The 23,304-nt window shown below is 64.0% G+C and carries 24 protein-coding genes; 12 read left to right on the top strand and 12 right to left on the bottom strand.

What is annotated here, in order from left to right:
* Positions 1-135: 135 nt before the first annotated feature.
* On the bottom strand, positions 136-1,191 hold the full coding sequence (locus tag LB572_RS14235) for a sugar phosphate isomerase/epimerase family protein (protein WP_224668155.1): 1,056 nt from the start codon (positions 1,189-1,191) through the stop codon (positions 136-138).
* 399 nt (positions 1,192-1,590) lie between these two features.
* On the opposite strand from LB572_RS14235, the gene LB572_RS14230 reads away from it, so the two are divergent.
* The 5 genes from LB572_RS14230 (at position 1,591) to LB572_RS14210 (ending at position 5,997) form a co-directional block, all read left to right on the top strand.
* Positions 1,591-2,478, top strand: a complete 888-nt coding sequence (locus LB572_RS14230) for a sugar phosphate isomerase/epimerase family protein (protein WP_140644632.1) — start codon at positions 1,591-1,593, stop codon at positions 2,476-2,478.
* A gap of 54 nt (positions 2,479-2,532) precedes the next feature.
* Entirely contained in the window at positions 2,533-3,702 is a 1,170-nt protein-coding gene (locus tag LB572_RS14225; protein WP_224668154.1) for a mandelate racemase/muconate lactonizing enzyme family protein, read from the top strand.
* A 2-nt stretch (positions 3,703-3,704) separates the two neighbouring features.
* A complete protein-coding gene (locus tag LB572_RS14220) occupies positions 3,705-4,421 on the top strand; it encodes a FadR/GntR family transcriptional regulator (protein WP_224668153.1) in 717 nt (238 codons plus the stop codon).
* Between the two features lie 164 nt (positions 4,422-4,585).
* Positions 4,586-5,566, top strand: a complete 981-nt coding sequence (locus LB572_RS14215; RefSeq protein WP_224668152.1) for a hydroxyacid dehydrogenase — start codon at positions 4,586-4,588, stop codon at positions 5,564-5,566.
* Positions 5,567-5,607: 41 nt separating this feature from the next.
* The gene (locus LB572_RS14210) at positions 5,608-5,997 is read left to right on the top strand and encodes a hypothetical protein (RefSeq protein ID WP_224668151.1); all 390 of its coding nucleotides are present in this window, start codon (positions 5,608-5,610) and stop codon (positions 5,995-5,997) included.
* A 1-nt stretch (position 5,998) separates the two neighbouring features.
* On the opposite strand, the gene LB572_RS14205 is transcribed toward LB572_RS14210, so the two are convergent.
* Positions 5,999-7,297, bottom strand: a complete 1,299-nt coding sequence (locus LB572_RS14205; RefSeq protein WP_224668150.1) for an amidase — start codon at positions 7,295-7,297, stop codon at positions 5,999-6,001.
* A 119-nt stretch (positions 7,298-7,416) separates the two neighbouring features.
* Here LB572_RS14205 and LB572_RS14200 point away from each other — a divergent pair, with 119 nt between their 5' ends.
* On the top strand, positions 7,417-7,764 hold the full coding sequence (locus LB572_RS14200) for a GFA family protein (protein WP_224668149.1): 348 nt from the start codon (positions 7,417-7,419) through the stop codon (positions 7,762-7,764).
* Positions 7,765-7,812: 48 nt separating this feature from the next.
* Here LB572_RS14200 and LB572_RS14195 read toward each other — a convergent pair whose 3' ends face one another.
* Positions 7,813-8,721 (bottom strand): SDR family oxidoreductase, encoded by a 909-nt coding sequence (locus tag LB572_RS14195; protein WP_224668148.1) that lies wholly within the window; start codon positions 8,719-8,721, stop codon positions 7,813-7,815.
* A gap of 94 nt (positions 8,722-8,815) precedes the next feature.
* Here LB572_RS14195 and LB572_RS14190 point away from each other — a divergent pair, with 94 nt between their 5' ends.
* Positions 8,816-9,397 carry a TetR/AcrR family transcriptional regulator gene (locus LB572_RS14190; RefSeq protein ID WP_224668147.1) on the top strand — a complete coding sequence of 194 codons (582 nt, stop codon included), beginning with the start codon at positions 8,816-8,818 and terminating at the stop codon, positions 9,395-9,397.
* 37 nt (positions 9,398-9,434) lie between these two features.
* Here the strand turns inward: LB572_RS14190 and LB572_RS14185 are convergent, their stop codons facing one another.
* Entirely contained in the window at positions 9,435-10,652 is a 1,218-nt protein-coding gene (locus LB572_RS14185) for an MFS transporter (protein ID WP_224668146.1), read from the bottom strand.
* 171 nt (positions 10,653-10,823) lie between these two features.
* Between LB572_RS14185 and LB572_RS14180 the strand changes: the two genes are divergently transcribed.
* Together LB572_RS14180 and LB572_RS14175 are read left to right on the top strand one after the other, a co-directional pair.
* The gene (locus LB572_RS14180) at positions 10,824-11,792 is read left to right on the top strand and encodes an AraC family transcriptional regulator (protein ID WP_224668145.1); all 969 of its coding nucleotides are present in this window, start codon (positions 10,824-10,826) and stop codon (positions 11,790-11,792) included.
* 97 nt (positions 11,793-11,889) lie between these two features.
* Complete coding sequence (locus LB572_RS14175) at positions 11,890-12,300, top strand: DUF4437 domain-containing protein (protein WP_224668144.1); 411 nt, start codon at positions 11,890-11,892, stop codon at positions 12,298-12,300.
* 42 nt (positions 12,301-12,342) lie between these two features.
* Here the strand turns inward: LB572_RS14175 and LB572_RS14170 are convergent, their stop codons facing one another.
* The 7 genes from LB572_RS14170 to LB572_RS14140 all read right to left on the bottom strand — a co-directional run bounded on the left by LB572_RS14170 (position 12,343) and on the right by LB572_RS14140 (position 19,063).
* Positions 12,343-13,428: an ABC transporter ATP-binding protein gene (locus LB572_RS14170; protein WP_224668143.1), complete on the bottom strand. Its 1,086-nt coding sequence runs from the start codon at positions 13,426-13,428 to the stop codon at positions 12,343-12,345.
* Positions 13,428-14,531, bottom strand: coding sequence for an ABC transporter ATP-binding protein (locus LB572_RS14165; RefSeq protein WP_224668142.1), 1,104 nt, complete (start codon positions 14,529-14,531; stop codon positions 13,428-13,430). The genes LB572_RS14170 and LB572_RS14165 overlap by 1 nt, the downstream gene beginning before the upstream one ends.
* The gene (locus tag LB572_RS14160; RefSeq protein WP_140808014.1) at positions 14,528-14,764 is read right to left on the bottom strand and encodes a hypothetical protein; all 237 of its coding nucleotides are present in this window, start codon (positions 14,762-14,764) and stop codon (positions 14,528-14,530) included. Before LB572_RS14160 ends, LB572_RS14165 begins: the two co-directional genes overlap by 4 nt.
* The gene (locus LB572_RS14155) at positions 14,761-15,720 is read right to left on the bottom strand and encodes a carbohydrate ABC transporter permease (RefSeq protein WP_224668141.1); all 960 of its coding nucleotides are present in this window, start codon (positions 15,718-15,720) and stop codon (positions 14,761-14,763) included. The genes LB572_RS14160 and LB572_RS14155 overlap by 4 nt, the downstream gene beginning before the upstream one ends.
* Position 15,721: 1 nt before the next feature.
* Entirely contained in the window at positions 15,722-16,627 is a 906-nt protein-coding gene (locus tag LB572_RS14150) for a carbohydrate ABC transporter permease (RefSeq protein WP_140808018.1), read from the bottom strand.
* Positions 16,628-16,697: 70 nt separating this feature from the next.
* The gene (locus tag LB572_RS14145; protein WP_140808020.1) at positions 16,698-18,014 is read right to left on the bottom strand and encodes an ABC transporter substrate-binding protein; all 1,317 of its coding nucleotides are present in this window, start codon (positions 18,012-18,014) and stop codon (positions 16,698-16,700) included.
* A 392-nt stretch (positions 18,015-18,406) separates the two neighbouring features.
* Positions 18,407-19,063 carry a TetR/AcrR family transcriptional regulator gene (locus LB572_RS14140; protein ID WP_140808022.1) on the bottom strand — a complete coding sequence of 219 codons (657 nt, stop codon included), beginning with the start codon at positions 19,061-19,063 and terminating at the stop codon, positions 18,407-18,409.
* 272 nt (positions 19,064-19,335) lie between these two features.
* On the opposite strand from LB572_RS14140, the gene LB572_RS14135 reads away from it, so the two are divergent.
* Genes LB572_RS14135 through LB572_RS14125 form a run of 3 tightly spaced genes read left to right on the top strand, consistent with a single transcriptional unit; the run spans position 19,336 to position 21,811 of the window.
* Positions 19,336-20,532 carry a Tm-1-like ATP-binding domain-containing protein gene (locus LB572_RS14135; RefSeq protein ID WP_224668140.1) on the top strand — a complete coding sequence of 399 codons (1,197 nt, stop codon included), beginning with the start codon at positions 19,336-19,338 and terminating at the stop codon, positions 20,530-20,532.
* 12 nt (positions 20,533-20,544) lie between these two features.
* Positions 20,545-21,390, top strand: a complete 846-nt coding sequence (locus tag LB572_RS14130; RefSeq protein ID WP_224668139.1) for a phosphoenolpyruvate hydrolase family protein — start codon at positions 20,545-20,547, stop codon at positions 21,388-21,390.
* A gap of 4 nt (positions 21,391-21,394) precedes the next feature.
* Entirely contained in the window at positions 21,395-21,811 is a 417-nt protein-coding gene (locus tag LB572_RS14125) for a cupin domain-containing protein (protein WP_224668138.1), read from the top strand.
* Between the two features lie 173 nt (positions 21,812-21,984).
* Here the strand turns inward: LB572_RS14125 and LB572_RS14120 are convergent, their stop codons facing one another.
* Positions 21,985-23,178, bottom strand: coding sequence for a M24 family metallopeptidase (locus tag LB572_RS14120; RefSeq protein ID WP_224668137.1), 1,194 nt, complete (start codon positions 23,176-23,178; stop codon positions 21,985-21,987).
* Positions 23,179-23,304 lie beyond the last annotated feature (126 nt).

Genomic DNA, 23,304 nt, shown 5'->3' with positions numbered 1-23,304 from the left:
TCTTTGACTCCTCACCCTCCCCTTCGCGGGGAAGGTCGACGCATAGCGTCACGGTGGGATTATAAGAGTTCGCTGCGGCTTGCGATTCAACCCCACCCGACCAGTCGGCGAACCTCCTCAAGGGAAGTTCGCGAGCTAAATCCCCATCATCGCCCGCAGCAGCTTCTTGTCGCTCGTGCCGCCGGCGAAATCATCGAACGCCTTCTCGGTCACCCGGATGATGTGGTGCTGGATGAAGGGCGCGCCTTCGGCCGCCCCGTCCTCGGGATGCTTCAGGCAGCATTCCCACTCCAGCACCGCCCAGGAATCGTAATTGTACTGGGTGAGCTTGGAGAAGATGCCGCTGAAATCGACCTGGCCATCTCCCAGCGAACGGAAGCGGCCCGCCCGGTTCACCCAGCCCTGGTAGCCGGAATAGACGCCTTGCCGCCCGGTTGGGTTGAACTCGGCGTCCTTGACGTGGAACGCCTTGATCCGCTCGTGGTAGATGTCGATAAATTCGAGATAGTCGAGCTGCTGCAGCAGGAAATGCGACGGGTCGTAGTTGATGTTGCAGCGCTTGTGCCCGCCGACCGCGTCGAGGAACATCTCGAAGGTGGCGCCGTCGAACACGTCCTCGCCCGGATGGATTTCGTAGCCGACGTCGACGCCGTTCTCGTCATAGACGTCGAGGATCGGCTTCCAGCGTTTGCCGAGTTCGGCAAAGGCTTCCTCGATCAGGCCCGGCGGCCGCTGCGGCCACGGATAGAGGTAGGGGAAAGCGAGCGCGCCGCTGAAGGTCACCGAGGCCTTGAGCCCGAAATTGCGCGATGCCTTGGCGCCGAACTTCATCTGCTCGACCGCCCATTTCTGACGTGCCTTCGGGTTGTTGTGCACCTCGGCCGGCGCGAAGCCGTCGAACTGCGCGTCATAGGCCGGATGAACGGCGACCAACTGGCCCTGCAGATGCGTCGACAGTTCCGTGATCTCGACGCCGGCATCGGCGCAGATGCCTTTCACCTCGTCGCAATAGGCCTTCGACGACGCCGCTTTCTTGAGGTCGAACAGGCGTCCGTCCCAGGTCGGGATCTGCACGCCCTTGTAGCCCAGGCCGGCCGCCCATTTGGTGATCGAAGCCAGGGAATTGAACGGTGCGGCATCGCCCGCGAACTGCGCCAGAAACAGGCCGGGACCCTTCATCGTCGTCGGCATCGGCATCCTCCCTCATTGTTTTCGCGACCAAGCATAGCGCCGATTGAAGTGAGGGCCAGCCTGTTTGGTCAATACTGTCGGCGTCTATGCGTTGCGCCATTCTGGTATTACCAAATCCCGTAATTCGGTCAAGCGGCCGAAAACCGAGAAGATGGGGCGAACTTCCAAACAAACGAGCGAAATTATCTTATAAAATCAGTCTATTGCTTAACCGAAACGGCTTCCATCCCCCACTTCTTGCCGTGCATGAAAATTTGCTGTAGAGGTCATGGAAGGCCCAATTGGTCGAACCAGTTCCGAGGAAAATGCTGGTAACGCCTTGGGGAGGAATCGTGCGGCCGCCCCTATCGGAGGCGTCGCGGGGTAAATGTGACAGGCGAATTCTGGGAAGGATAGACCATGCATCTTTCGACGCACAATTGGATGCGGGCGGAGCCGCTGGAGGTGACGCTCAAGCGCATCAAGAAATTCGGCTACGAATCGATCGAGATTTCCGGCGAGCCGGAGCAGTACAAGACCAAGGAGACGCGCGCGCTCCTGAAGGAGCACGGCATCCGCTGCTGGGGCTCGGTGACGCTGATGCTGGGCGAGCGCAACCTCGCCGCCAAGGACCAGGGCCAGCGCGAGCGGTCCGTCCAATACGTCAAGGACGTGCTCACCATGGTGAGCGAGCTCGATGGCGAGATCATCACGCTGGTGCCCGCGACCGTCGGCAAGGTCGTGCCGGACGGCACCGAGGCGGAGGAATGGGGCTGGGTGGTCGATGCCACGCGCGAGTGCTTCACGCATGCCAAGAAGGTCGGCGTCAGGATCGCCGTCGAGCCGCTCAACCGTTTCGAGACCTATCTCTTCAACCGCGGCGCCCAGGCGCTGGCGCTTGCCGACGCGGTGAGCCCCGAATGCGGCGTCTGCCTCGACGCCTACCACATCCATATGGAGGAATTTAACGTCTACGACGCGATCCGTCAGGTCGGAAAGCGCCTGTTCGACTTCCATGTCGCCGACAACAACCGCTTCGCCGCCGGCCTCGGCCAGATCGACTGGCCGAAGATCGTGCGCACGCTGAAGGAAGTCGGCTATGACGGCGCGCTGACCAACGAGTTCGTCGCGCCCGTCGACCGCACGCCTGCCGCGCCCTATCCGGAGATGGTCGAGCGCAATCCGGTCGACATCTCACCCGAGCAGCTGAAATTCATCCAGGACCATGGCTCCAGCGTGCTCACGGAGAAATTCTACACCGACCAGATGCGCATCACCGCCGAAACGCTGCTGCCGCTGATCAAGTAGACCTCCGATCGAGGCTTATCCCTCCGCCCGGCGGGCGGAGGCCGAAAGGAAAACATGCGCATCAAAAGCGTCCAGGCCTGGTGGGTCCGTATCCCGATCGAAGTCGCGAAGCAACATCGCAGCGACTTCGGTCAGGTGACGACTTTCGACGCCGCCATCCTGCGCATCGAGACCGACGACGGCCTCGTCGGTTGGGGCGAAGGCAAGAACGCCGCCGGCAGCGCCGGCAGCTATGGCGCGCTCGTCCATATGCTCAACCACGAGATCGGCCCGCAGCTCATCGGCCGCGATCCGGCCGACATCGGCATCATCTGGGAAATGCTCTACAACGGCGTGCGGCACGAGACGGCGGCGCATGCCGGCCATGCCATGCCGCAGCTGGCGCGGCGCGGCATGAGCGTGGCGGCGATCAGCGCCGTCGACATCGCGCTCTGGGATATCCTCGGCAAGTCGCTGGGGCAGCCGGTGTGGCGGTTGCTCGGCGGCCGCAAGGTCGAGCGTATGCAGGCCTACGCCTCGGGCGGCTGGGCCTCAGCCGACGCCATCGGCGAGCAGTTGAAATCCTACATCGCCAAGGGCGGCTTCAAGGCGCTGAAGATGCGCGTCGGCGCCATGGACGGCGCCCCGCATGTTTCGGCCGCGCGCGTGCGCGCCGCAAGGCAGGCGATCGGGCCGGATGTCGAGCTGATGGTCGACGCGCACGGCACCTACACCGTCGCCGAGGCCAAGCGCTTCATCAAGCTCACCGCCGATCTCGACCTTGCCTGGTTCGAGGAACCGGTGATCGCCGACGACAAATCGGGCATGGCCGAAGTGCGCGCCTCGGGCTCGACGCCGATCGCCACCGGCGAAAGCGAGGCGACGCGTTACGCCTTCCGCGACCTGGCGGTGCTGAAATCGGCCGACATCTTCCAGCCGGATCCGGCGTTTTGCGGCGGCATCAGCGAGGCGATGAAGATCGGCACCATCGCCAGCGCCTTCAATCTGCGCTTCGCGCCGCATCTGTGGGCCGGCGCGCCCTGCTTCTTTGCCGGGCTGCATGTGTGTGCCGCCTCGCCCGCCAGCTTCATCATCGAATATTCGCTCGGCGCCAACCCGATGATCCACGACCTTGTCGAGGAGACTGTCGAAGCGAAGGACGGTATGATAGCGATCCCTGAAAAGCCTGGATTGGGATTCACCATCTCCGGGCGATTCCTGGAGGCGCACGCGCAACGTATTTGACGATGAAAGAAAAGAACCTTCTCGCGGAACTTGCCGCCTATCTCTTCGCCAACTCGGACAAGGAGTCCGGCCGCACGCCCTCGGAGCGCGAACTGGCGGAGCATTTCGGCGTCAGCCGCGGCCAGATCCGCGAGGCGCTCGCCATCCTCGAAGCCATGCGCATCGTGGAGCGGCGCGCCAAGTCCGGCATCTATATCGACACCAAGCAGGCAAGCGTGGAAGCGCTGGCGCTTTTCGCCCGCGCCGGCCTGCCGCTCGATCCGGTGCAGATCTACGAGACCGTCGAGCTGCGCAAGATCCACGAGATCAAGGCGGCCGAGCTTGCCTGCTCGCGCGCCACCGAGGAAAACTTCGAGCGCCTGCGCGAGATCCTGAAAGCCTCCGAAGAGCGCATCGCCGCCGGCGAAGGCCTCGCCAAGGAGGACCGCGAGTTCCACCTCGAGATCGTGCGCGCGACCAAGAACAGCGTCTTCCACAACATCTGCAGCGTCTATTACCTGATGGGCGAGCAGCGCCTGCCGATCTATTTCAACGACCCCGAGCGCAGCGTGCGCTCGCATGCCGAGCACATCCAGATCTACGAGTCGCTGCTGCGCCGCGACGGCAATCTCGCCCAGGCCTTGATGAACGCCCATTTGCAGGGTGCCGAGAGTTACTGGAAGGGGATCATCGAAGGTCGCGGGGCGGAGCCGGAAAGCGCGGCGCTCGAGAAAGCTTGAGCAATTCCAGGAAAAGCGTGAAACGGTTTTCCGCCCGGAATTGCGTGAAAATAGAGAGATAGGGCAGTTCGCCGTTTCCATGAAACGGTGAAATGCCGTTGAGCATTTTGCAGCCACGCGCTTTCGCTCGGCGTCGCGGAAATGCGGCCAAAAAAGGAACCTTGATGCGCAAGATCCTGTCGACGCATCCGCTGCACCCACGCGCCACGGCCATGCTGGCCGGCGCCGGCCGGCTTGCGATCGCTTCCGCGCTCGATCCCAGGACGCTGACCACGGAGGCTCGCGACGCCGACATCGTCATCGTGCGCGCGCCGCTGCCGCCGGAGCTGTTTGCGGGTGCTTCCAGCCTGCGCGCCGCGATCCGCCACGGCGCCGGGCTGGACATGATCCCGGTCGAGGCCGCGACCGCCGCCGGCGTGCTGGTCGCGAACGTGCCTGCCGTCAATGCCCGCTCGGTCGCCGAGCATGTGATGTTCACCGCGCTCGCCCTCTCGCGGCGCTTCCGCGTGATGGACCGCGACCTGCGCGCCAAGGGCTGGCTTGCCGGACGCGAGCACGCCAATTCGACCAGCGAGCTGGCCGGCAAGACGATCGGCATCGTCGGCCTCGGCGCCGTCGGCCAGGCCGTCGGCCATATTGCCGCGCACGGCTTCGATCTCAATGTCGTGGCAACGACGCGCAGCCTGCGGCCTGCGCCCGAACGTGTCGGCTTCCTGTCGATCGACGCGCTGATCGAGCAAAGCGACATCATCGTGCTCTGCTGCCCGCTGACGGAGGAAACCCGCGGCCTGATCAGCCGCGAGCGCATCGCCCGCATGAAGCCCAGCGCCCTGCTGATCAATGTCTCGCGCGGCCCGGTGGTGGACGACGAGGCGCTGATCGAAGCCCTGCAAAAGGGCCGCATCGGCGGCGCGGCTTTGGACGTCTTTTCCACCCAGCCGCTGCCGCCCAACCATCCCTATTTCGGCTTCGACAATGTCATCGTCACCCCGCATTTAGCCGGCATCACCGAGGAATCGATGATGCGCATGGGCGTCGGCGCCACCGGCGAGGCCCTGCTGGTGCTCGCCGGCAAGCTGCCGGTCAATCTGCGCAATCCGGAAGTCATCGAGCACTACCGCCGGCGCTTTCCGGCCGGAAGCTAGCGCATCGCTGTTTCGCCCCAATTGTTCGCGACGTTGGTGCTATGTTGAATGTTCGCCTGGCATTCACGGTTGTTGCCGTTTCCGTCATGCCCTCGGTCGCGGCGGCTGAAAGCAGCTACGTCTATTGCGACAACAGGCTACGCTGCTTCAAGGCGCCCTGCCCTTCGAACAGCGCGCTCGACCTTGCCAACGGCAAGATCATCAAGGGTGTGTCGATCGACACCAGTGAATTGCCGCGGGCGGACCGGGAGCGGCCCTACCTTTCCGATATGCTCCACTATGGCTCGGTCGTCGTGCGGGGCAGGATAGAAAGCCGCCCGGAAGCGCTGACAAGCGACGAGTATGTGCAAAAGGTGATTGTTGCCGGAGCCATCGAAAGAGAAACGATGATGAAGGAACGTCAGCATTGCTCGTCACGTGGGCTATACTGAGTTATCCTTCGCCAAGCAGCCGCTCTACAGCCGCGGAAATCTCCAGCAGATGGCGATCATGGCCATTACGCGCCACCAGCATTAAGCCGGCCGGCAGCTTGGTGCCGGGCATCGGCAGCGAGATCGCGCAGAGGTCGAACTGGTTGGCGGCCTGCGTGTTGCGCAAGAGCAGCCCTTCCGTCCTGTCGCGCAGTTCTTCGTCGCCGGCCATGGCGGCAATGGACGGTGCGACCATCGGCACGGTCGGCAAGGCCAGCACATCGACTGTCGCCAGCCGTTCCGCCATGGCCGCCGCAAGCTCGCCGCGACGGCGGATCGTGCGGATATAGGCGGAAGCGGGAACCGCCAGCGCGCGCGACAATGGCCCGGTGACGTGTGGATCGACCGGCACCGACGTGCCGCTCGCCAGCCAGTCGGCATGCACTTCGGCGCCTTCCATGGACGCAATGGTCCCGCGCCTGGTGGCTAGGCGCATCTCGGCGACGAGATCGTCGATCGACAAATCGGTGGCGCGGGCGCCGGCCTGCCCGATCCTGCCGATGCATCCCTCGAAAGCTGCCGCGACCTCGGCTTGCGTGTCGCCGAACAGCACGCCACGCGCAATGCCGATGCGCAGGCCGGCAAGTGGAACCGGCTGAAGCGCTGCCGGCTCTTCTCCCGCCATGATCGCATCGGCGATGGCGCAATCGGCGACGCTGCGGGCAAGCGGGCCGATCGAATCCAGCGTCATCGACAGCGGAAAGGCGCCGGTCAAAGGCACGCGCCCCGACGTCGGCTTGAAACCGACGACGCCGTTCAGCGAGGCCGGGATGCGCACCGAGCCTCCGGTGTCCGACCCGATGGATATTTCGCTCGTGCCCTCGCCGACCGCGACGCCGGCACCGGACGACGACCCGCCGGGGATCAGGCTGGCATCGACGGCATTGCCCGGCGTGCCGTAGTGAAGATTGTCGCCGACCGCGGTGAAGGCGAACTCGGTCATGTTGGTCTTGCCGAGGATGATGGCGCCCGCCTGGCGCAGCCTCCGCACGATCGCCGCGTCCCGCGTCGCCGGCGCCGCGCCGGCACGGATCAGCGACCCGGCCCTCGTCGGCTCGCCGGCGACGTCGAACAGGTCCTTGATCGAAACGATGCGACCGTCGAGCGGCCCGAGGCTGACGCCGGCCTTGCGGCGGGCATCGGACGCGTCTGCGGCTGCCAGCGCGGCCTCCGCATAGAGCTTCGTATAGACCTTCTCGTCGCCTGCGCGATTGGCAAGACGTGACAGGATGATTTCAAGACGGTCGCGGACGGATTGCATTTTTGATGTCGGGCCTTGCAAAGTTGCAGCGTCTTTTAGGCACGGCCTGATGTTGGGCCTGCGCGAGAGATAAACCGGCAGGCGTGCCTTTGCACCCTGCCAGCGATGGGAAGATGCTGATGCTGTACAAAGGCGGCTGCCACTGCGGCAAGGTGGCGTTCGAGGTCAAGGGCGAACTCGGCATGGCCGTGCGCTGCAATTGCTCGATCTGCCGGCGCAAGGGCGCGCTGTTGTGGGCCGTGCCGCATGAGACGCTCAATCTGGTCGCCTGGGGCGACGACCTCGGCCGCTATACCTTCGGCAAGGCTCAAATCGCGCATCGCTTCTGCCGCACCTGCGGCATGCATCCGTTCGCCGAGGACGTCAACGAAAGCGGCGAGCGGAGCGCCTATATCAATGTCAACTGCCTGGAAGATGTTGATCTCACCGCAATCGAAGTCTTCGAGTTCGACGGCCGCTCGGCCTGACGCGCAATTCCGGACGGAAAACCGCTACGCACTTTTCCTGGAATTGCTCTATCGGTAGCCGGTCGCATCGGCTGGCTTGCCGGCATCCTGAACTTCCGGGACGTAGCGCCAGGCGTCGGGACGCGAGCCGTCGAGATCGGTGAAGCCGTAGATCTGCGCCAGTCCGCCGCTGGAAAGCGACTGGCCGTTCCAGCGTGAACGATTGGGATCTGCGGCCAGCGCCACGACCGCGCGGCCGATGAAGCGCGGCGTCTCGGATATGACGAAATGCGGCACATTGGCGGTCGCGTCGCGCCAGTTTTCTTCCCGCACGTCAAACGCCTCCAGCATCATCTCCGAGCGCAGCCAGCCCGGCGTCAGCGAGACGGACGTCGCACCATGCTTTGCGAGGTCCTGGGCGTGCGCCCATGCCATGCGGTTCACAGCCACCTTGGCGAGATCGTAGAAGGGCGAGAGCCGGTAGTGGTCGGCATTGTATTCGGCCGTGCCGTCGGTGACTTCGACAAGCAACCCACCCGGCTGCTCGATCATCAACGGCAACGCGTGGTGCGCCGTAATGAGGTGCGTATCGATGCCGAGCCGAAGCAACCGCAGGCCATTCTCGAGATTATGATCCCAGACCGGCTTGTTCCATTCGAACAGCTTTTCGCCGCCCCACAGATCGTTGACCAGTATGTCGAGCCGGCCCTGTTCGGCACGTATCCGCTCGACCAGTCCGCGCACTTCTTCGGAGACCAGATGGTCGACCCGAACGGCAATGCCCTTGCCGCCTTGCGCGGTAACCAGCTCCGCTGTCTCCTCGATGGTTTCTGGGCGCTGATAATCCGATTGCCGGGTGCGCGTCGTGCGGCCGGTGACATAGACGGTGGCGCCGGCAGCGCCCAGTTCGACCGCAATTCCCCGGCCCGCGCCACGCGTTGCGCCGGCAACAAGCGCGACTTTCCCTTGAAGCGTCATTCAAACCTCCGAACTTGAACTCGGCACAATAAGAGCTGGCGCCCATCGCGCGTCTCATTTATAAATGATTGTTCGTTTATAAATGAGAGTCAAGATGACCAGGCCAAAAACCCAGTCCGACGAGCAGGTGCTGGAAGCCGCCTACCGGCTGATGCATGCCGACGGGCCGGAAGCGCTGACCTTCGAAAAGCTGGCGCGGGCCAGCGGCCTTTCAGGCTCGACGCTGGTGCAGCGCTTCAGGAACAAGACGCTGCTGAAGCAGCGCACCCTGCTCTATGCCTGGGATGGGCTCGACCGAAAAACCGAGCAGGCGGCAGCATCGGTCCCCAGAACCCCGGCCGGCGCCATTGGGCTGCTGGTCGCTCTCTCGAGCGGCTATGGCGACATCGAGTCCTATGCCGAAGGTCTGCTCGTCCTGCGCGAGGATCTTCGCGATCCGATGCTCAGGGCGCGTGGCGCGGCCTGGAAAACGGCGCTCGGCAGGATGCTCGCCGATTGCTTCGCCGGCGTCCCCGGCATGCCGGACGATATCGGCCTGCTGATGGCCGCTCACTGGCAGGGCTCGCTGCTGTGGTGGAGCTTCGATCCCTACGACATGGATCTTGCCGCCTATGTCGAGCATAGCCTGACGCGCTTCGTTTCGGCCGTCACAAAGACATCGGCCCGGCGCTCCTGAGAGCCGCCGGGCCGAAGCTTGAAAGGCGAGCCGGCGCCTACTGCGCAGCCTGCTTCGGCCCCATCAGGAAGGTCACCAGCGCCGCGAGCAAGGTCGCCACGCCGCCATAGGCGAAGGCGGTGGCGACACCGGCGTGATCCACCAGCAGGCCGCCGACGATGGCGCCCAGCGCGATCGCCACCTGGAAGGTCGCGACCATCAACCCGCCGGCGCTCTCGGCCTGGTCGGGCGCGGCGCGCACCAGCCAGGTCTGCAGGCCGACCGGCACGGCGCCGAAGGCAAAGCCCCAGGCAGTCACGGCGACAGCCGCACTTATCGGCGAGGCGCCAAGCACCAGCAGTGCAGCCGCCGACAGGGCGATCAGCAGCGGCGCCAGGCCCACGGCCATCTTCAAATTACGCTCGGCCAGGAACGCGCCGGCGAAATTGCCGAAGAAGCCGCCGATGCCGTAGGCGAGCAGCACCAGCGAGATGGTTTGGATCGGCATGGCCGGGACAGTCTCAAGGAACGGCCGCACATAGGTGAAGCCGGCGAACTGTCCGGACGCGACCAGCAGCACCACCAGCAGCGCGACGCGGATCATCGGCCGCTTCAGCACTTCGACCAGAGTGCGAAAACTCGCCACCGCCGTCGGTGGCAGGCTGGGCAGAGTGGCAAGCTGCACCAGCAGCGCCAGTCCGCCGACGACCGCCGCGATCATGAAGGCGGTGCGCCAGCCCCAGACGTCGCCGACATAGGCGCCGACCGGAGCAGCCGTGACCGTGGCTACCGAGACGCCGGTCAGGATGATCGACATGGCGCGCGGCATCAGCCGCATCGGCACCAGCCGCAGCGCCATCGCCGCCGACATCGACCAGAAGCCGCCGAGCGCCACGCCAAGGACGACGCGGGCGAGAAGCAGCATGGTGAGCGAGGACGCGAAGGCGGCGACGAGGTTGGAGACGATCAAAAGGACTGAGAGGATCCACATGACCAGCCGGCGGTCGAGCCGCTTGGTGATGATCGCCATGGTCGGCGCCGCAATGGCGCCGACGACGGCCGTCGCCGTCACCGCCTGGCCGGCGGCGCCTTCGCTGACGCCGAGGTCTTGCGCCAGCCGCGTCAACAGGCTGGCGGGCAGGAATTCGGCGGTCACCAGGCCGAAAACGCCAAGCGCCAGCGAGACCACCGCGCCCCATGCCGGCTCCGTTCGTTCCTCAGCTTCGCTTGTGTCGAGAATAGCGGCGTCGACGACGCCCGTGGCGGGTTCGGTCATGGTAAAATCTCCGGTCTGTTTGCGGCGCCACATAGGAGATGACCAGACCGGACTCCACCCGTTACGTGCCAGCGGGCGGCTCTGTCGGTTCGATCTGGTTGCGGCGCAACATTTGGCTGCAGTGCAACATAGGGAGTGACTGACTGGAGTTTCCATGCTAGAAACGCCGAAATGAATTACAATTCGTCCAAAACCATTGTGCAGACCTCCGGCGACCCGCTGACCGACATGTTGCGCGGCCTGCGGCTTGACGGCGTCGATTACGGCCGCTGCGTGCTGGGCGAGCCCTGGGCCGTTTCCTTCCCAGCGCAGAAGGCGGCGCGCTTCCATTTCATCGGACAGCAGGGCTGCTGGCTGTTCTCGCCGGCCAAGGAATGGATCGAGCTCTCGGTGGGCGACGCGCTGCTGGTCCCGCGCGGCGACGAGCATGTGCTGGCGAGTGCGCCCGGCGTGCCGCCGGTGCCGATCGGCCGCTACACGATCGAGCCGGTGTGCGAGAACATCTACGACGTCTCGAATGGCTGCGACGGCTGCAAGACCTTGCTGTTTTGCGGCTCGATGCATTTCAACCTCGACGGCTCGCATCCGCTGCTGGAGATGATGCCTGACCTGATGCAGGCGCATAAGCTGATGGCGAACGCGCCCGGCATCCAGCATCTGCTCGACGCTATGGCCGGCGAGGTGACGATGGACCGCGTCGGCTCCGGCGGCATTCTTGCGCGCCTGGCCGACGTGCTCGCCGCCACCATCATCCGCTCCTGGGTGGAGAATGGCTGCGGCGACGCCACCGGATGGATCGCCGCCGTGCGCAACCCGGATGTCGGCAAGGTGCTTGCCGCGATCCACCTGCAGCCGGAGCGCGACTGGACGGTCGAGGCACTGGCCAGGATGATGGGCGCCTCACGCTCCGCCTTTGCGCAACGCTTCGCCACCGTGGTCGGCGAGACGCCGGCTAAATATGTCCTGCGCGTGCGCATGCACCAGGCGCGGCAATGGCTCACCCGCGACGGCATGCGGGTTTCGGTGACGGCGTCGCGGCTAGGCTACGATTCGGAAGCCTCCTTCAGCCGCGCCTTCAAGCGGGTGATGGGCGTGGCGCCGAGTCATTTCCGCCACGCCGGCGCCGACGAACAATCCTGAGCTCGGGTCGCCGGGCTGGAGGAATTGCCAAGTCTTTTGGACGCCCCGCCATTCCCCGCCAGCCGAAGCCGCATAAGCTGGCTGCGGAGGAACCGCCATGCCCAATCATCTTCCGTCGCTTGCGCTTGTCGCGCTCGCCATCCTGCCGGGCCCGGCTTTCGCGCTCGAAGACAGCTACCTGCCCGCCGACAAGATCCCTTATGCCGTCGAAGCGCCGGGCCAGCCGCAGCGCCTCGGTCCGCTATGGGGCGAACGGGCGAAAGGACCGGCCGGCACGCTGCTGAAGGTCCCCGGCAACTGGCGCGCGCCCGTCCATGCCCACACCGCCGATTATCGCGCGATTGTCATCAAGGGCCTCTGGGCGCACTGGCAGATGCAGGGCGGCGAAGCCACCAAGGTCGAGTTGCCGCCCGGCTCCTACTGGACCCAGAAGGCCAACGAGATGCATGACGATGCCTGCCTGTCGGACACCGAATGCGTGATCCTGCTGATCAACGACACGCCTTAAGAGACCTATCTGCCGAAATAAGGCAGCAGCCAGGCCGGGCCGCTACCCCGCGTGCCGCAGGCTGACGCCGCTGCCCTTGTCGAACAGCACCACTTTGTCCGGGTTCCAGGCAAAGCGCACCGGCTGCTCGATCGCGACGGCGGTCCTCGCGGGCACGGTGGCCCGCAGCATCGTGTCGCCGACCCTGAGCGTGACAATTTTCTCGACGCCGTGGTTCTCGACATCGTGGACTTGCGCCTCGACCGGCGCGCCGCTTTCCAGATAGACGTCCTCGGGACGGATGCCGAAGACGAGCGGGCGACCGTCGGTCGCTCCGCCCGTCCTGGTCCCCCCTGAGAGCGGCAGCTCGAAATTCATCGGCGCCATTACCGCACGGTCGTTGACCAGCCTGCCGTCGATGAGGTTCATCGGCGGCGAGCCGACGAAGCTCGCGACATAGGTGTCGCGCGGATTGTTGTAGATCTCATGCGGGGTGCCCATCTGGACGATGCGGCCGTGGTTGAGCACCCCCACCTTGTCGCCCATCGACATCGCCTCGATCTGGTCATGCGTGACGAACAGGAATGTGGCGCCGAGCTGCATCTGCAGGTTCTTCAGCTCCGTGCGCAGCGCCTCGCGCAGCTTGGCGTCGAGCGCCGACAGCGGCTCGTCCATCAGAAACACCCGCGGCTTGCGCACGATGGCGCGGCCGATCGAGACGCGCTGCATCTCGCCGCCGGAAAGCCGGTCGGTCTTGCGGTCGAGCAGATGCTCGATCCTGAGCGTGCGCGCGGCGCGCGCGACGCGATCCTTGATCTCTGCCTCCGGCAGCCGGCGGATCTTCGGCTTCAGCGGAAATTCGAGATTCTGCCGCACCGTGTAGCGCGGATAAAGCGAATATTGCTGCAGCACCAGCGCCACGTCGCGCTCGGCCGCCCCCCAGTCGGCGACGTCGACGCCGTCGATGAACACCTGGCCCTCTGTCGGCTTTTCGAGACCGGCGACCATCCTCAGCGTCGTCGTCTTGCCGGCGCCCGTCTCGCCGAGCAGCACGAAGAATTCGCCGTCGGCGATGTCGAGATTGAGATTGGACAGCGCGGTGTGGTTGCCGAATGTCTTCGAGATGTTCTTCAGCTGGATATGGGCCATTACAATCTCACTCCGAGCGACTTGCCGCTCGCCGCGTCGAAGAAATGCGTCTGCGAAGGATCGATCCGCGCATAGACCTTTTCGCCCGGACCGCCGATGAAGCCGCTCTTCGTGCGGGCGCGCAGCATCTTGGAGCCGACCTTGAGGTCGACAATGTCGAAGGAGCCGAGCGGCTCGACGATCTGCGTTTCGACCGGCAGGAAACCGTCCGTCGCCTCGCGGCGCACCAGCACCCCTTCCGGCCTGATGCCCAGCGTCAGCTGGCCGCCGGCATGGCCGTTGAGCTTGGAAAGCAGCGCGCGTGGAAACTCGAAGCCGGCGGCCGCGCCGCCGACGGAGACAGAAGCGGCGGACGCATTCTCGGCCACGATTGCCTCCGCCACATTCATCACCGGACTGCCGACGAATTGCGCGACGAACAGATTGGCCGGATGCGAATAGACCTCATCCGGGGTGCCGACCTGCTGCAGCACGCCTTCATGCATGATGACGATGCGGTCGGCGAGGCTCATTGCCTCGATCTGGTCGTGCGTCACATAGATGCTGGTCGAGCCCTGCTTGATATGCAGCCGCTTGATCTCGGCGCGCATTTCCTCGCGCAGCTTGGCGTCGAGCGCGCCGATCGGCTCGTCCATCAGCATCGCCTTCGGGCGCCGCACCAGCGCGCGGCCGATGGCCACGCGCTGCATGTCGCCGCCCGACAGCGCCGAGGGCCTCTTGTTGATGAGATCGGTGATCTGCAGCGTCTTGGCGACCGAGCGCACCTCCGTGTCGATCTCGCTCCTGCTCTTGCGCGTCGCGCGCAGCGGGAAGGCGATGTTCTCGTAGACGTTCATATGCGGGTAGAGCGAGAAGGACTGGAACACCATGGCGATGTCGCGGTCGGCGGCCTTGAGGTGCTGCACCGGCTTGCCGTCGATCAATATGTCGCCCTGGTCGATGGTCTCCAGCCCGGCGATGGCGCGCAGCGTCGTCGTCTTGCCGCAGCCCGACTGCCCGAGCAGCACGATGAACTCGTTGTCGTCGATCTTGAGGTTCAGGTCCTTGATGACCTGGACGGCGCCAAAGAATTTCTGGACGCCGCGAAGCTCGATCTGGGTCAATGCTGTGCCCCCGCATTGCGCGCCTGCTGATCGGCTCCGTGACCGGTGCCGACCTGCTCCTCGCGTGGGATCTTGGAGGTGACGTTGAAGCCGATCAGTCCGATCAGGATGATCGTCACGCCATAGGTGTGGAGCAACATGTTCCACGGCTGGCAGAGCGCGACGATGCCCAGCACCATCAGGATCTGCGAGCCCGGTTCGAGATACTTCTCGTTGATCGCGCGGAAGCTCATTTGCGGATCGCTCCGAAGGACATGCCGCGCAACAGGTGGTTGCGGAGCAGGAAGGTGAAGATCGCGACCGGCAGCAGGAACAGGAACGTGCCCGCGGCGATCACCGTCCAGTCGGGCAGGCCGGAGCCCACCTGGCTCGGAATGAAGGGCGGCGCCGTCTGCGCGCGGCGGTTGGTCATGATCAGCGCGAAGGCGTATTCGTTCCACGCCGTGATGAAGCAGAACACGGCCGTGGCGGCGATGCCGGTCGCGGCCTCGGGCAGCACGATCTTGAAGAAGGCTTCCATGCGCGTGTAGCCGTCGACGAGCGCCGCCTCCTCATACTCCTTCGGGATCTCGTCGATGAAGCCCTTCATCAGCCAGACCGAGAAGGACAGGTTGAAGGCGGTGTAGAGAATGATCAGGCCGAGATGGGAATCGTTCAGTCCCACGGCCCGGTACATCAGGAACATCGGGATCGCGACCACCACCGGCGGCAGCATGCGCGTCGACAGGATGAAGAAGAGCAGGTCCGCCTCCCCCTTGACCCTGAAGCGCGAGAAGCCGTAGGCGGTGAACGTGCCCATGCCGACGGCCAGCACGGTCGAGGTGATCGCCACGATCAGCGAGTTCATGAACCGGCTCGGATAGCCCGACCACTGCACCTCACCCTTGCCGTCGCGCACGATCTTTTCGCCGCCATCGAAGACGACTCGCTCCCACCAAGGGGCGGCGGCATACTCTTCCGGCGTCGGCGGATTGCGCATCTGGGACCGCTTGGTGAACAGCTTCACGAAGGGCGAGATCTCCGGCTGGAAGACGACCGTCGGCGGGATGGTGGTGGCGAGGTTGCGCGGCTTGAATGCCGTCGAGGCGATCCAGTAGATCGGCGCCAGGAAAATGATCGTCACCAGCAGAACGGCGACGATCGCGATGCGGTTGAAGGTAATTTCGGAAGAGGTGCGGACGGCGGCCATCTCAGCGCTCCTTCACCTTGTTGAGGTACTTGACGTATATGTTGGTGATCGCCAGCACCATGATCAGCACGATGTAGGCCATGGCGCAGGAGCGCCCCGTCTGCCATTCCTGGAAAGCCATCTTGTAGAGCCGGATCGAGATCAGTTCGGCCGTCGGCTGGCTGGTCAGGATGTAGGCCAGGTCGAAGGTCTTGAACGCTTCCATGGTGCGGAAGATGACGGCGATCATCAGGATCGGCGCGACCAGCGGCAGCGTGATGCGGAAGAAGGTGTAGAACGGCCCAGCGCGGTCGATCGCGGCGGCCTCGTAGAGATGTTTCGGCACCGCCGAGAGGCCGGCCAGCGACAGCAGCATCACGAACGGCGACCACATCCAGATATCGGTCAAAGCGACCGCATAGAGCGCCATCCTCGGGTCTGCCAACCACTCGAAATTGCCGAGCCCGAGCGCATAGTTGATGACGCCCCATGACGGGTCATAAAGCAGTTTCCAGAACAAGCCGACGACGGCCATCGACAGCATCATCGGCAGCAGCAGCAGCGTGGTGATAAAGCCCTTGAGCGGAATATCCCGGTTGAGCAGCATCGCCACGCCGAAGCCGACAAACAGCTGTCCTGCGACCGAGATGATGACGTATTTCGCGGTGATGGCGAAATTCGACCACACATAAGGGTCGTTGAGCAGGTCGCGATAATTCTGCAGCCCGACGAAATTGGCCGGCGCATTGGTCGAGGCGCGGAAATCGGTGAAGGAGTAACCCAGCGAATAGATCAGCGGAAAGATGTTGAAGACGATCAGGAACAGGATCGTCGGGATGATGAAGAGATTGCGGATCGAAATGTCGCTGAGGCCGCGCGCCGCGGCCCGTGAGGACCTGTCGAGCGTGGTGATCATCGTGGTCGCCAAAACCCTGCTCCGGATGCTTGAAAAAACAAACGGAGGAGGCCTCTCAGGCCTCCTCCGCGAGGCATGTCGATTACTTCACGCGGCCGTATTTCTTGAAGGTCGCGTTCCAGTCGGCGGCAAGCGCGTCCAGCGTTTCCTTGGCGGTGCCCGAGCCGCCGATCATGTAGGGATAGATGCGCTGGTTGAGCTGCTGCAGCAGTTCGGCATATTCCGGCACCGCCCAGAAATCCTTCACCTTGAACATGGTCTCGTAGAAGGCCTTGTTGTATGGCGTGGCGCTCTGGAACTCAGGCGATTTCAGCACCGCGGCGCTGCAGGTATAGCCGCCAAGCGCCGCCCACTTCTTCTGGGTCTCGTCCTTGATGAACCATTCAAGGAACTTCATCGCCTCGTCCTGCTTCTGCGAGTAGGAGATAACCGAGATGCCCTGCCCGCCGAGTGCGGCGAACTGATCGCCGTTGGGGCCGGGAGGATTGGCGAAGAAGCCGGTGTTCTTGGCGTTGGGGTTGGATGCCTCGTTGATCAGCGAGGGGAAGAACGCGAAGAAATTCATGCTCATCGCAGCCAGGTTTTCGGTGATCGCCTGGTTGTCCTCGACGAAGAACGACTTGGCCCAGCCCGGAGGCGTGAACTTGTATAGTTCCTTATAAGCATCGAGAGCGGCGACCGCCTTGTCCGAGTTTATGTGGCCGTCAACCTGGTAGGTCGAATAGTCGCCGAGCTCGCCACCATAGGAGAACAGTGCGTTCTCGAAGCCCATCGCCATCGCGTCATAGGAATTGTCGGTGTAGATGGCGATGCCGTATTTCTTCTGGTCCGGACGGTAGAAGAATTCCGCGATGTCGCGCAGCGCCTTGAAATCCTTCGGCACGTCGAGTTCGTAGCCATACTTGGCCTTGAACGCTTCCTTTTCCTTCGGGTCCTCGAACCAGTCCTTACGGTATGACCAGCCGACCGCATCGCCTTCGAGCGGGATAGCCCAGTACTTTCCGCTGTTGCCGGGATATTCGGAGTAATATTTCACCGTCGCCGGCGCCATGACGTTGCCGAGATCATGCTTTTTGAAGAAGTCGGTGAGGTCGACATAGTGGCCGCCGGTCGAGCCGGCGCCGAGCCACTGCGAGTCGCCGACCACGAGGTCATAGGCGTCGCCATGGGCGTTGAACTCGGTGAAAGCCTTGGTTTGGAAGTCTGACCACGGCGTGGTTTCAACCGTGATCTTGACGCCGGTTTCCTTCTCGTACTCGTTGCCGAGTTCCTGCAGGTAGTTGGCCGGATCCCATTCCGCCCAGAAGATGGTGAGCGACTTTTCCTGCGCGTGGACGGATGTCCCGCAGGCAAGCGCCAGGCCGACACCAGCAAGCACGCTGGTCACTATCTTGCGCATAGTTTTCCTCCCTTGTGCGCATTCTATTGTCGTATGCGAGCCAGCAGCGAAAGCCGGCCCTGGTAGTTCCTCCTGTGATGGCGCCTCTCCGGTTCCAGGCCTCCTCGCCCTGCCGGAAATGGATCGCAGCCGTCACTTTTGATCCGCTTTATCGGTACTGATCTGGTATTACCAATTCTGGCTTGGCGTCAAGCGCTTTCTTGAAGCCTCGATATCAGCCAGATAGGCCGAGCATTACGATATCCGTCTGTTTTCTCTGGTTTTTCCTACTATTTGATACATGAAGCCCTTGTCAGGAGCGTGTAGCCGCAGTTAACATCCAAAACTGGCTCCGCAATCTGGTCGAACCAGATTTACACAGTGGCCGCCTTGGACGCGGCCGGCATTCCGGCTCAGCTAGCTTCCGATTCCGCCATCGCGGCACGTACCAGCGCGCCCGCCGCCCATTGCGCCACCGACACCATCTCGGCGCTGTCCAGCCCCCAGATATCCTTCAGCACCGTGACCACCTCGACGCCGAACATCAGCGACAGCGCCTGCGCCAGGCGCCTCAACTGGCGCGGCTTCAAGCGCCCCTTGAGCGGCGCGATCGCATCCTTCAGCAAATCGACGCGATGACCGCGCTTGAAGGCCGGTTCCGATCCGAGCGTGCCCGCCTGACGCCGCGCCCATTGATCGAGCGACAGTTTCAGCGCCGCCTTGAACGTCGCTTCGAAGGCTTCGATACGCGGCATCGCGGTAGCGAACAGATCCGCCACGCGCCGCTCGGCATCGTCGGATGCCGACGTCCAGGTGAGGATCGGACCAAGTCCCTCATCGACCACAGCCTGCACCAGCGCCGCCTGGCTCGGGAAATAACGGTAGGCGGTGGCGCGCGACACCTCCGCCGCCTCCGCGACCTCGCTGACCGAAGGGGTCATGCCGGACTGCATCAGCCTTGTCGCCGTTTCGAGCATCAGCCGCCTGGTCCGGGCGCGCGGCCCCTTCTCGACGGCCGGCGCCTGGGCGGCATCATCCTTGGAGGCAGCTTGTTGACGTGAGACATCCATGTCAATACGATACGCGCGTCTCAAAAATTTGCAATGGCGCAACGCCGGGCGATATAGGGGCCCCCGCCAGCGACGAGGTTTTGCCGAGGAGCTTAAGGGCGGGGCAAAAAATTTGGGGCCCCGCCAGCGACGAGGCTTTCGCCGAGGAGCTTAAGGGCGGGGCAAAAAATTTGGGGCCCCGCCAGCGACGAGGCTTTCGCCGAGGGGCTTAAGGGTTGGGGTAAAAAAGGCGGGCGGCGACGCCGGACGTGCCGGATGACGGGGAACCAAGGATGGGGCGCATCTATGTGGTCGGCACTGCCGACACCAAAGGTGAGGAACTCGCCTTCCTGGCCGATGCTATCGCTAAGGCCGGTGGCGCGGTGGCTCGGGTCGATATCGGCACGCGCGGCGCGACTGTCCCGGTCGATGTCCCCGCGAGCGAGGTCGCCGCGCATCATGCCAAGGGAGCCGGCGCGGTTCTCGGCATCGACGATCGCGGCGCCGCCGTTGCCGGCATGGGCGCTGCGTTCGCCAGTTTCATCCGCTCCCGCAACGATGTCGCCGGCGTGATCGGCATCGGCGGCGGTGGTGGCACCTCGATCGTCACCGCCGGCATGCGCGCGCTCCCGCTCGGCCTGCCGAAGCTCATGGTCTCGACGCTGGCCTCCGGCGATACCGCGCCTTACGTCGACGTTTCCGACATCATCATGATGCCGTCGGTCACCGACATGGCCGGGCTTAACCGGCTCTCACGTGTCGTGCTGCACAACGCCGCCCAGGCAATCGCCGGCATGGCGGCGAAGCCGGCCCCTGCCGCCGCTGGCAAGCCGGCGCTGGGGCTGACCATGTTCGGCGTCACCACGCCTTGCCTGACCGCGATCGTCGACCAATTGCGCGCCGGCTATGACTGCATGGTCTTCCACGCCACCGGCACCGGCGGCCGCTCGATGGAGAAGCTCGCCGATTCAGGCCTGCTGGCCGGCGTGCTCGACATCACCACCACCGAGGTCTGCGACTTGCTGTTCGGCGGCGTGCTGCCAGCGACCGAGGATCGCTTCGGCGCGATTGCCCGCACGAAGCTGCCCTATGTCGGCTCGGTCGGCGCCCTCGACATGGTGAATTTCTGGGCGCCAGCCACGATCCCCGAGCGCTATCGCGAACGATTGTTCTACGAGCACAATCCCAATGTCACGCTGATGCGCACCACGGCCGAGGAATGCCGCCGGATCGGCGAATGGATCGGCGGTCGCCTCGCCCGATGCGACGGCCCGGTCCGCTTCCTGATCCCGGAAAAGGGCGTATCGGCGCTCGATATCGAGGGTGGCGCCTTCTTCGATCCTGACGCCGATGCGGCACTGTTCGACGCCATCGAGCGTACGATCCAGCCGACCAGGGACCGCACCGTCACGCGCCTGCCGCTGCACATCAACGACCCCGCTTTCGCCAAGGCCGCCGCCGAAGCGTTCCTCGACATCGCCCACAAGTGAGATCCGACAAGCATGACCGCCATTCCGCGCAAAACGATATTGGAAAAATTCCGCAAGATGATCGCCGACGGCGTGCCGATCGTCGGCGGCGGCGCCGGCACCGGCCTGTCGGCCAAGGCCGAGGAAGCCGGCGGCATCGATCTGATCATCATCTATAATTCCGGCCGCTACCGCATGGCCGGGCGCGGCTCGGCTGCCGGCCTGCTCGCCTATGGCAACGCCAACGAGATCGTCAAGGAGATGGCCTATGAGGTGCTGCCGGTGGTGAAGAAGACGCCGGTGCTGGCCGGCGTCAACGGCACCGACCCCTTCGTCATCATGCCCCTGCTTTTGGCCGAGTTGAAGATGATGGGCTTTTCCGGCGTGCAGAATTTTCCGACCGTCGGACTGTTTGACGGCACCATGCGCCAGAGCTTCGAGGAAACCGGCATGGGTTTTGGACTCGAGGTCGACATGATCGCCGAGGCGCATAAGCTCGACCTTCTCACCACGCCCTACGTCTTCAATCCCGACGAAGCGCGCGCCATGACCAGGGCCGGCGCCGACATCGTCGTCGCCCATATGGGCGTGACGACCGGCGGCTCGATCGGCGCCACCTCGGCGAAAACGCTCGACGCCTGCGTCAAGGAGATCGAAGCCATTGCCGATGCCGCGCGCTCGGTGCGCAAGGACGTCATCCTGCTTTGCCACGGCGGGCCGATCTCGATGCCTGATGACGCGCGTTACATCCTGGAGCGTTGCTCAGGGCTGCACGGCTTCTACGGCGCAAGCTCGATGGAACGGCTGCCGGCCGAAGCGGCAATCGCCAGGCAGACGGCGGAATTCAAGGCGGTCGCGATCACAAAAAGGAAGGGATAAGACAATGGCCGACAGGGGGAACGTGTTCGTCTATCCGAAGGATGTCAGCGCCTTTGGCTTCGACTGGGGCAAGCTGTCGCTGACCGTCGCGCCAGAAGTGAACGGCGCCGAGCGCTTTTCCGGCGGCGTCGTCGACCTGCCGCCCGGCAAGGGCCACACCCGCCACAATCATCCTGGCGCCGAAGAGATCATCTTCGTCATCTCCGGCAATGGCGAGCAGATGGTCGAGGACGAGAAAGGCAATCCGGTGGTGGCGAAAGTCGGTCCCGGCTGCACCATCTACGTGCCGGAAAGCCGCTTCCACTCGACGCTCAACACCGGCGACCAGCCGATGCAGCTTTTCGTCGTCTATTCGCCCGCCGGACCGGAACTGGCGCTGCGGGAGCTACCGGACTTCAGGCTGCTGCCGGCAGGCAAATAATCGTCAGCGTCGCAGCCCCTCATCCGGCCGCTTCGCGGCCACCTTCTCCCCGCCGGGGAGAAGAGGTGGCCCTGGCGCCGCCCGCTCCTCTCCCCTTGGGGAGAGGTCGGATTGCCCCGAATTGCGCTTGCAATTCGGTTTGGCAATCCGGGTGAAGGGGAGCGCCGCCGAGGCTAAGCCGCCGTCCCGCCCCGGTTCCACCCTCTCCCGCGATCGCCGAACATCACATAGCCGGCGTCGGTGACGGCCACCGTGTCCTCCAGCTTGATGAAGCCGCGCGTCGGGTGAAGCATGGTCGTCTCGACCGAAAGCACCATGTTCTTTTCCAGCGGCTTTGCCGCATAGGTGCCCTCATAGGCGACCGGATGATTGGTCATCAGGAACGGCGCCTCATGGGTGATCAGCCCCATGCCGTGGGCGAAGAAATCGGTATAGGCCGCCACCTTCGACGCTTTCAGCACGCTCTCCGCATGCGCGATCATGTCGCCGCCCAGTATTCCTGCCTTGACCTTGGAAAAGGCCGCCTGCTGCACGGTCTCGACTTCGGCCAGCAGATCCTCCAGCTCGGCGTCCGGTTCGCCGAGCACGCCCATGCGGCAGAGATCGCCGATATAGCCGTGATAGTTGCCGCCGGAATCGATCGACATCACCTCGCCCTTCTTCCACGCCTGGCTGGACGCCGCGCGGTTGTGGCTGGAGCCCAGCGTCAGCAGGCAATATTCGAAATGCGCGCCGCGATTGGTCTCCTCGCGCCTGAGCTGCTCGATGATGTCGGTCTTGCTCTTGCCCTCGCGCGCCCAACGAATAGTCGCCAGCATGGAATCGGTGATCAGCTCGGAGGCGATGCGCAGCTGTTCCAGCTCCGCCTCGGTCTTGATGGCGCGCATGCGCTCCAGCATGTCGGTCGCGTCGATCAGCTTGGCATCCGGCAGCGCCTTGCGGACCAGCGCATAGGCATCCGACGGCAGAAAGCCCGGCTCGATGCCGATGCGCGCCGCCGACTTGCCGATTTGGCGCAGATGCTCCACCGCGAGATTGGCGGCGTCGAGCGTGCCCCAGCAGGCCGCATGCAGCGTCGGCGTCCAGAAGGGATGGTTCTGGTGCTCGCCGCCTTCCATCTTGTTGCCGATATAGGCCGCGTGCTCCGGTCCGCCCTTCTCGTAAAGGACGATCGGCAGATAGCGGCTGTGGCCGATCGCATCCATCGCCGCGAAGAAGATGAACTTGTAGCCGCCGAGCAGATATTGTGTGTTGTGCTTGGACGTGGCGAAGAGCACGTCGATGCCGGCCTCTTCCATCAGCCGGTCCACCCGCGCCTGGTCGAACGGGACACTGCTGACCTCGGTTTTGCCCGGAGCGATGTTCATCTGCCTCTCCCTGTTTTTCATCGGCCGCAGGAGCGCCGAACGTCATGATGTATGGCTGTCGGTCAAATCTGCATCATTTTGGCCACTCTGGTCCAGCCAGAATTGATCACTTTCACGCTAAAGGCG

The organism is Mesorhizobium sp. BH1-1-5 (assembly GCF_020165615.1).
Lineage (GTDB): Bacteria > Pseudomonadota > Alphaproteobacteria > Rhizobiales > Rhizobiaceae > Mesorhizobium.
The sequence above is the reverse complement of the archived record's forward strand: the minus strand, read 5'-3'. Positions and strand labels throughout refer to the sequence as shown.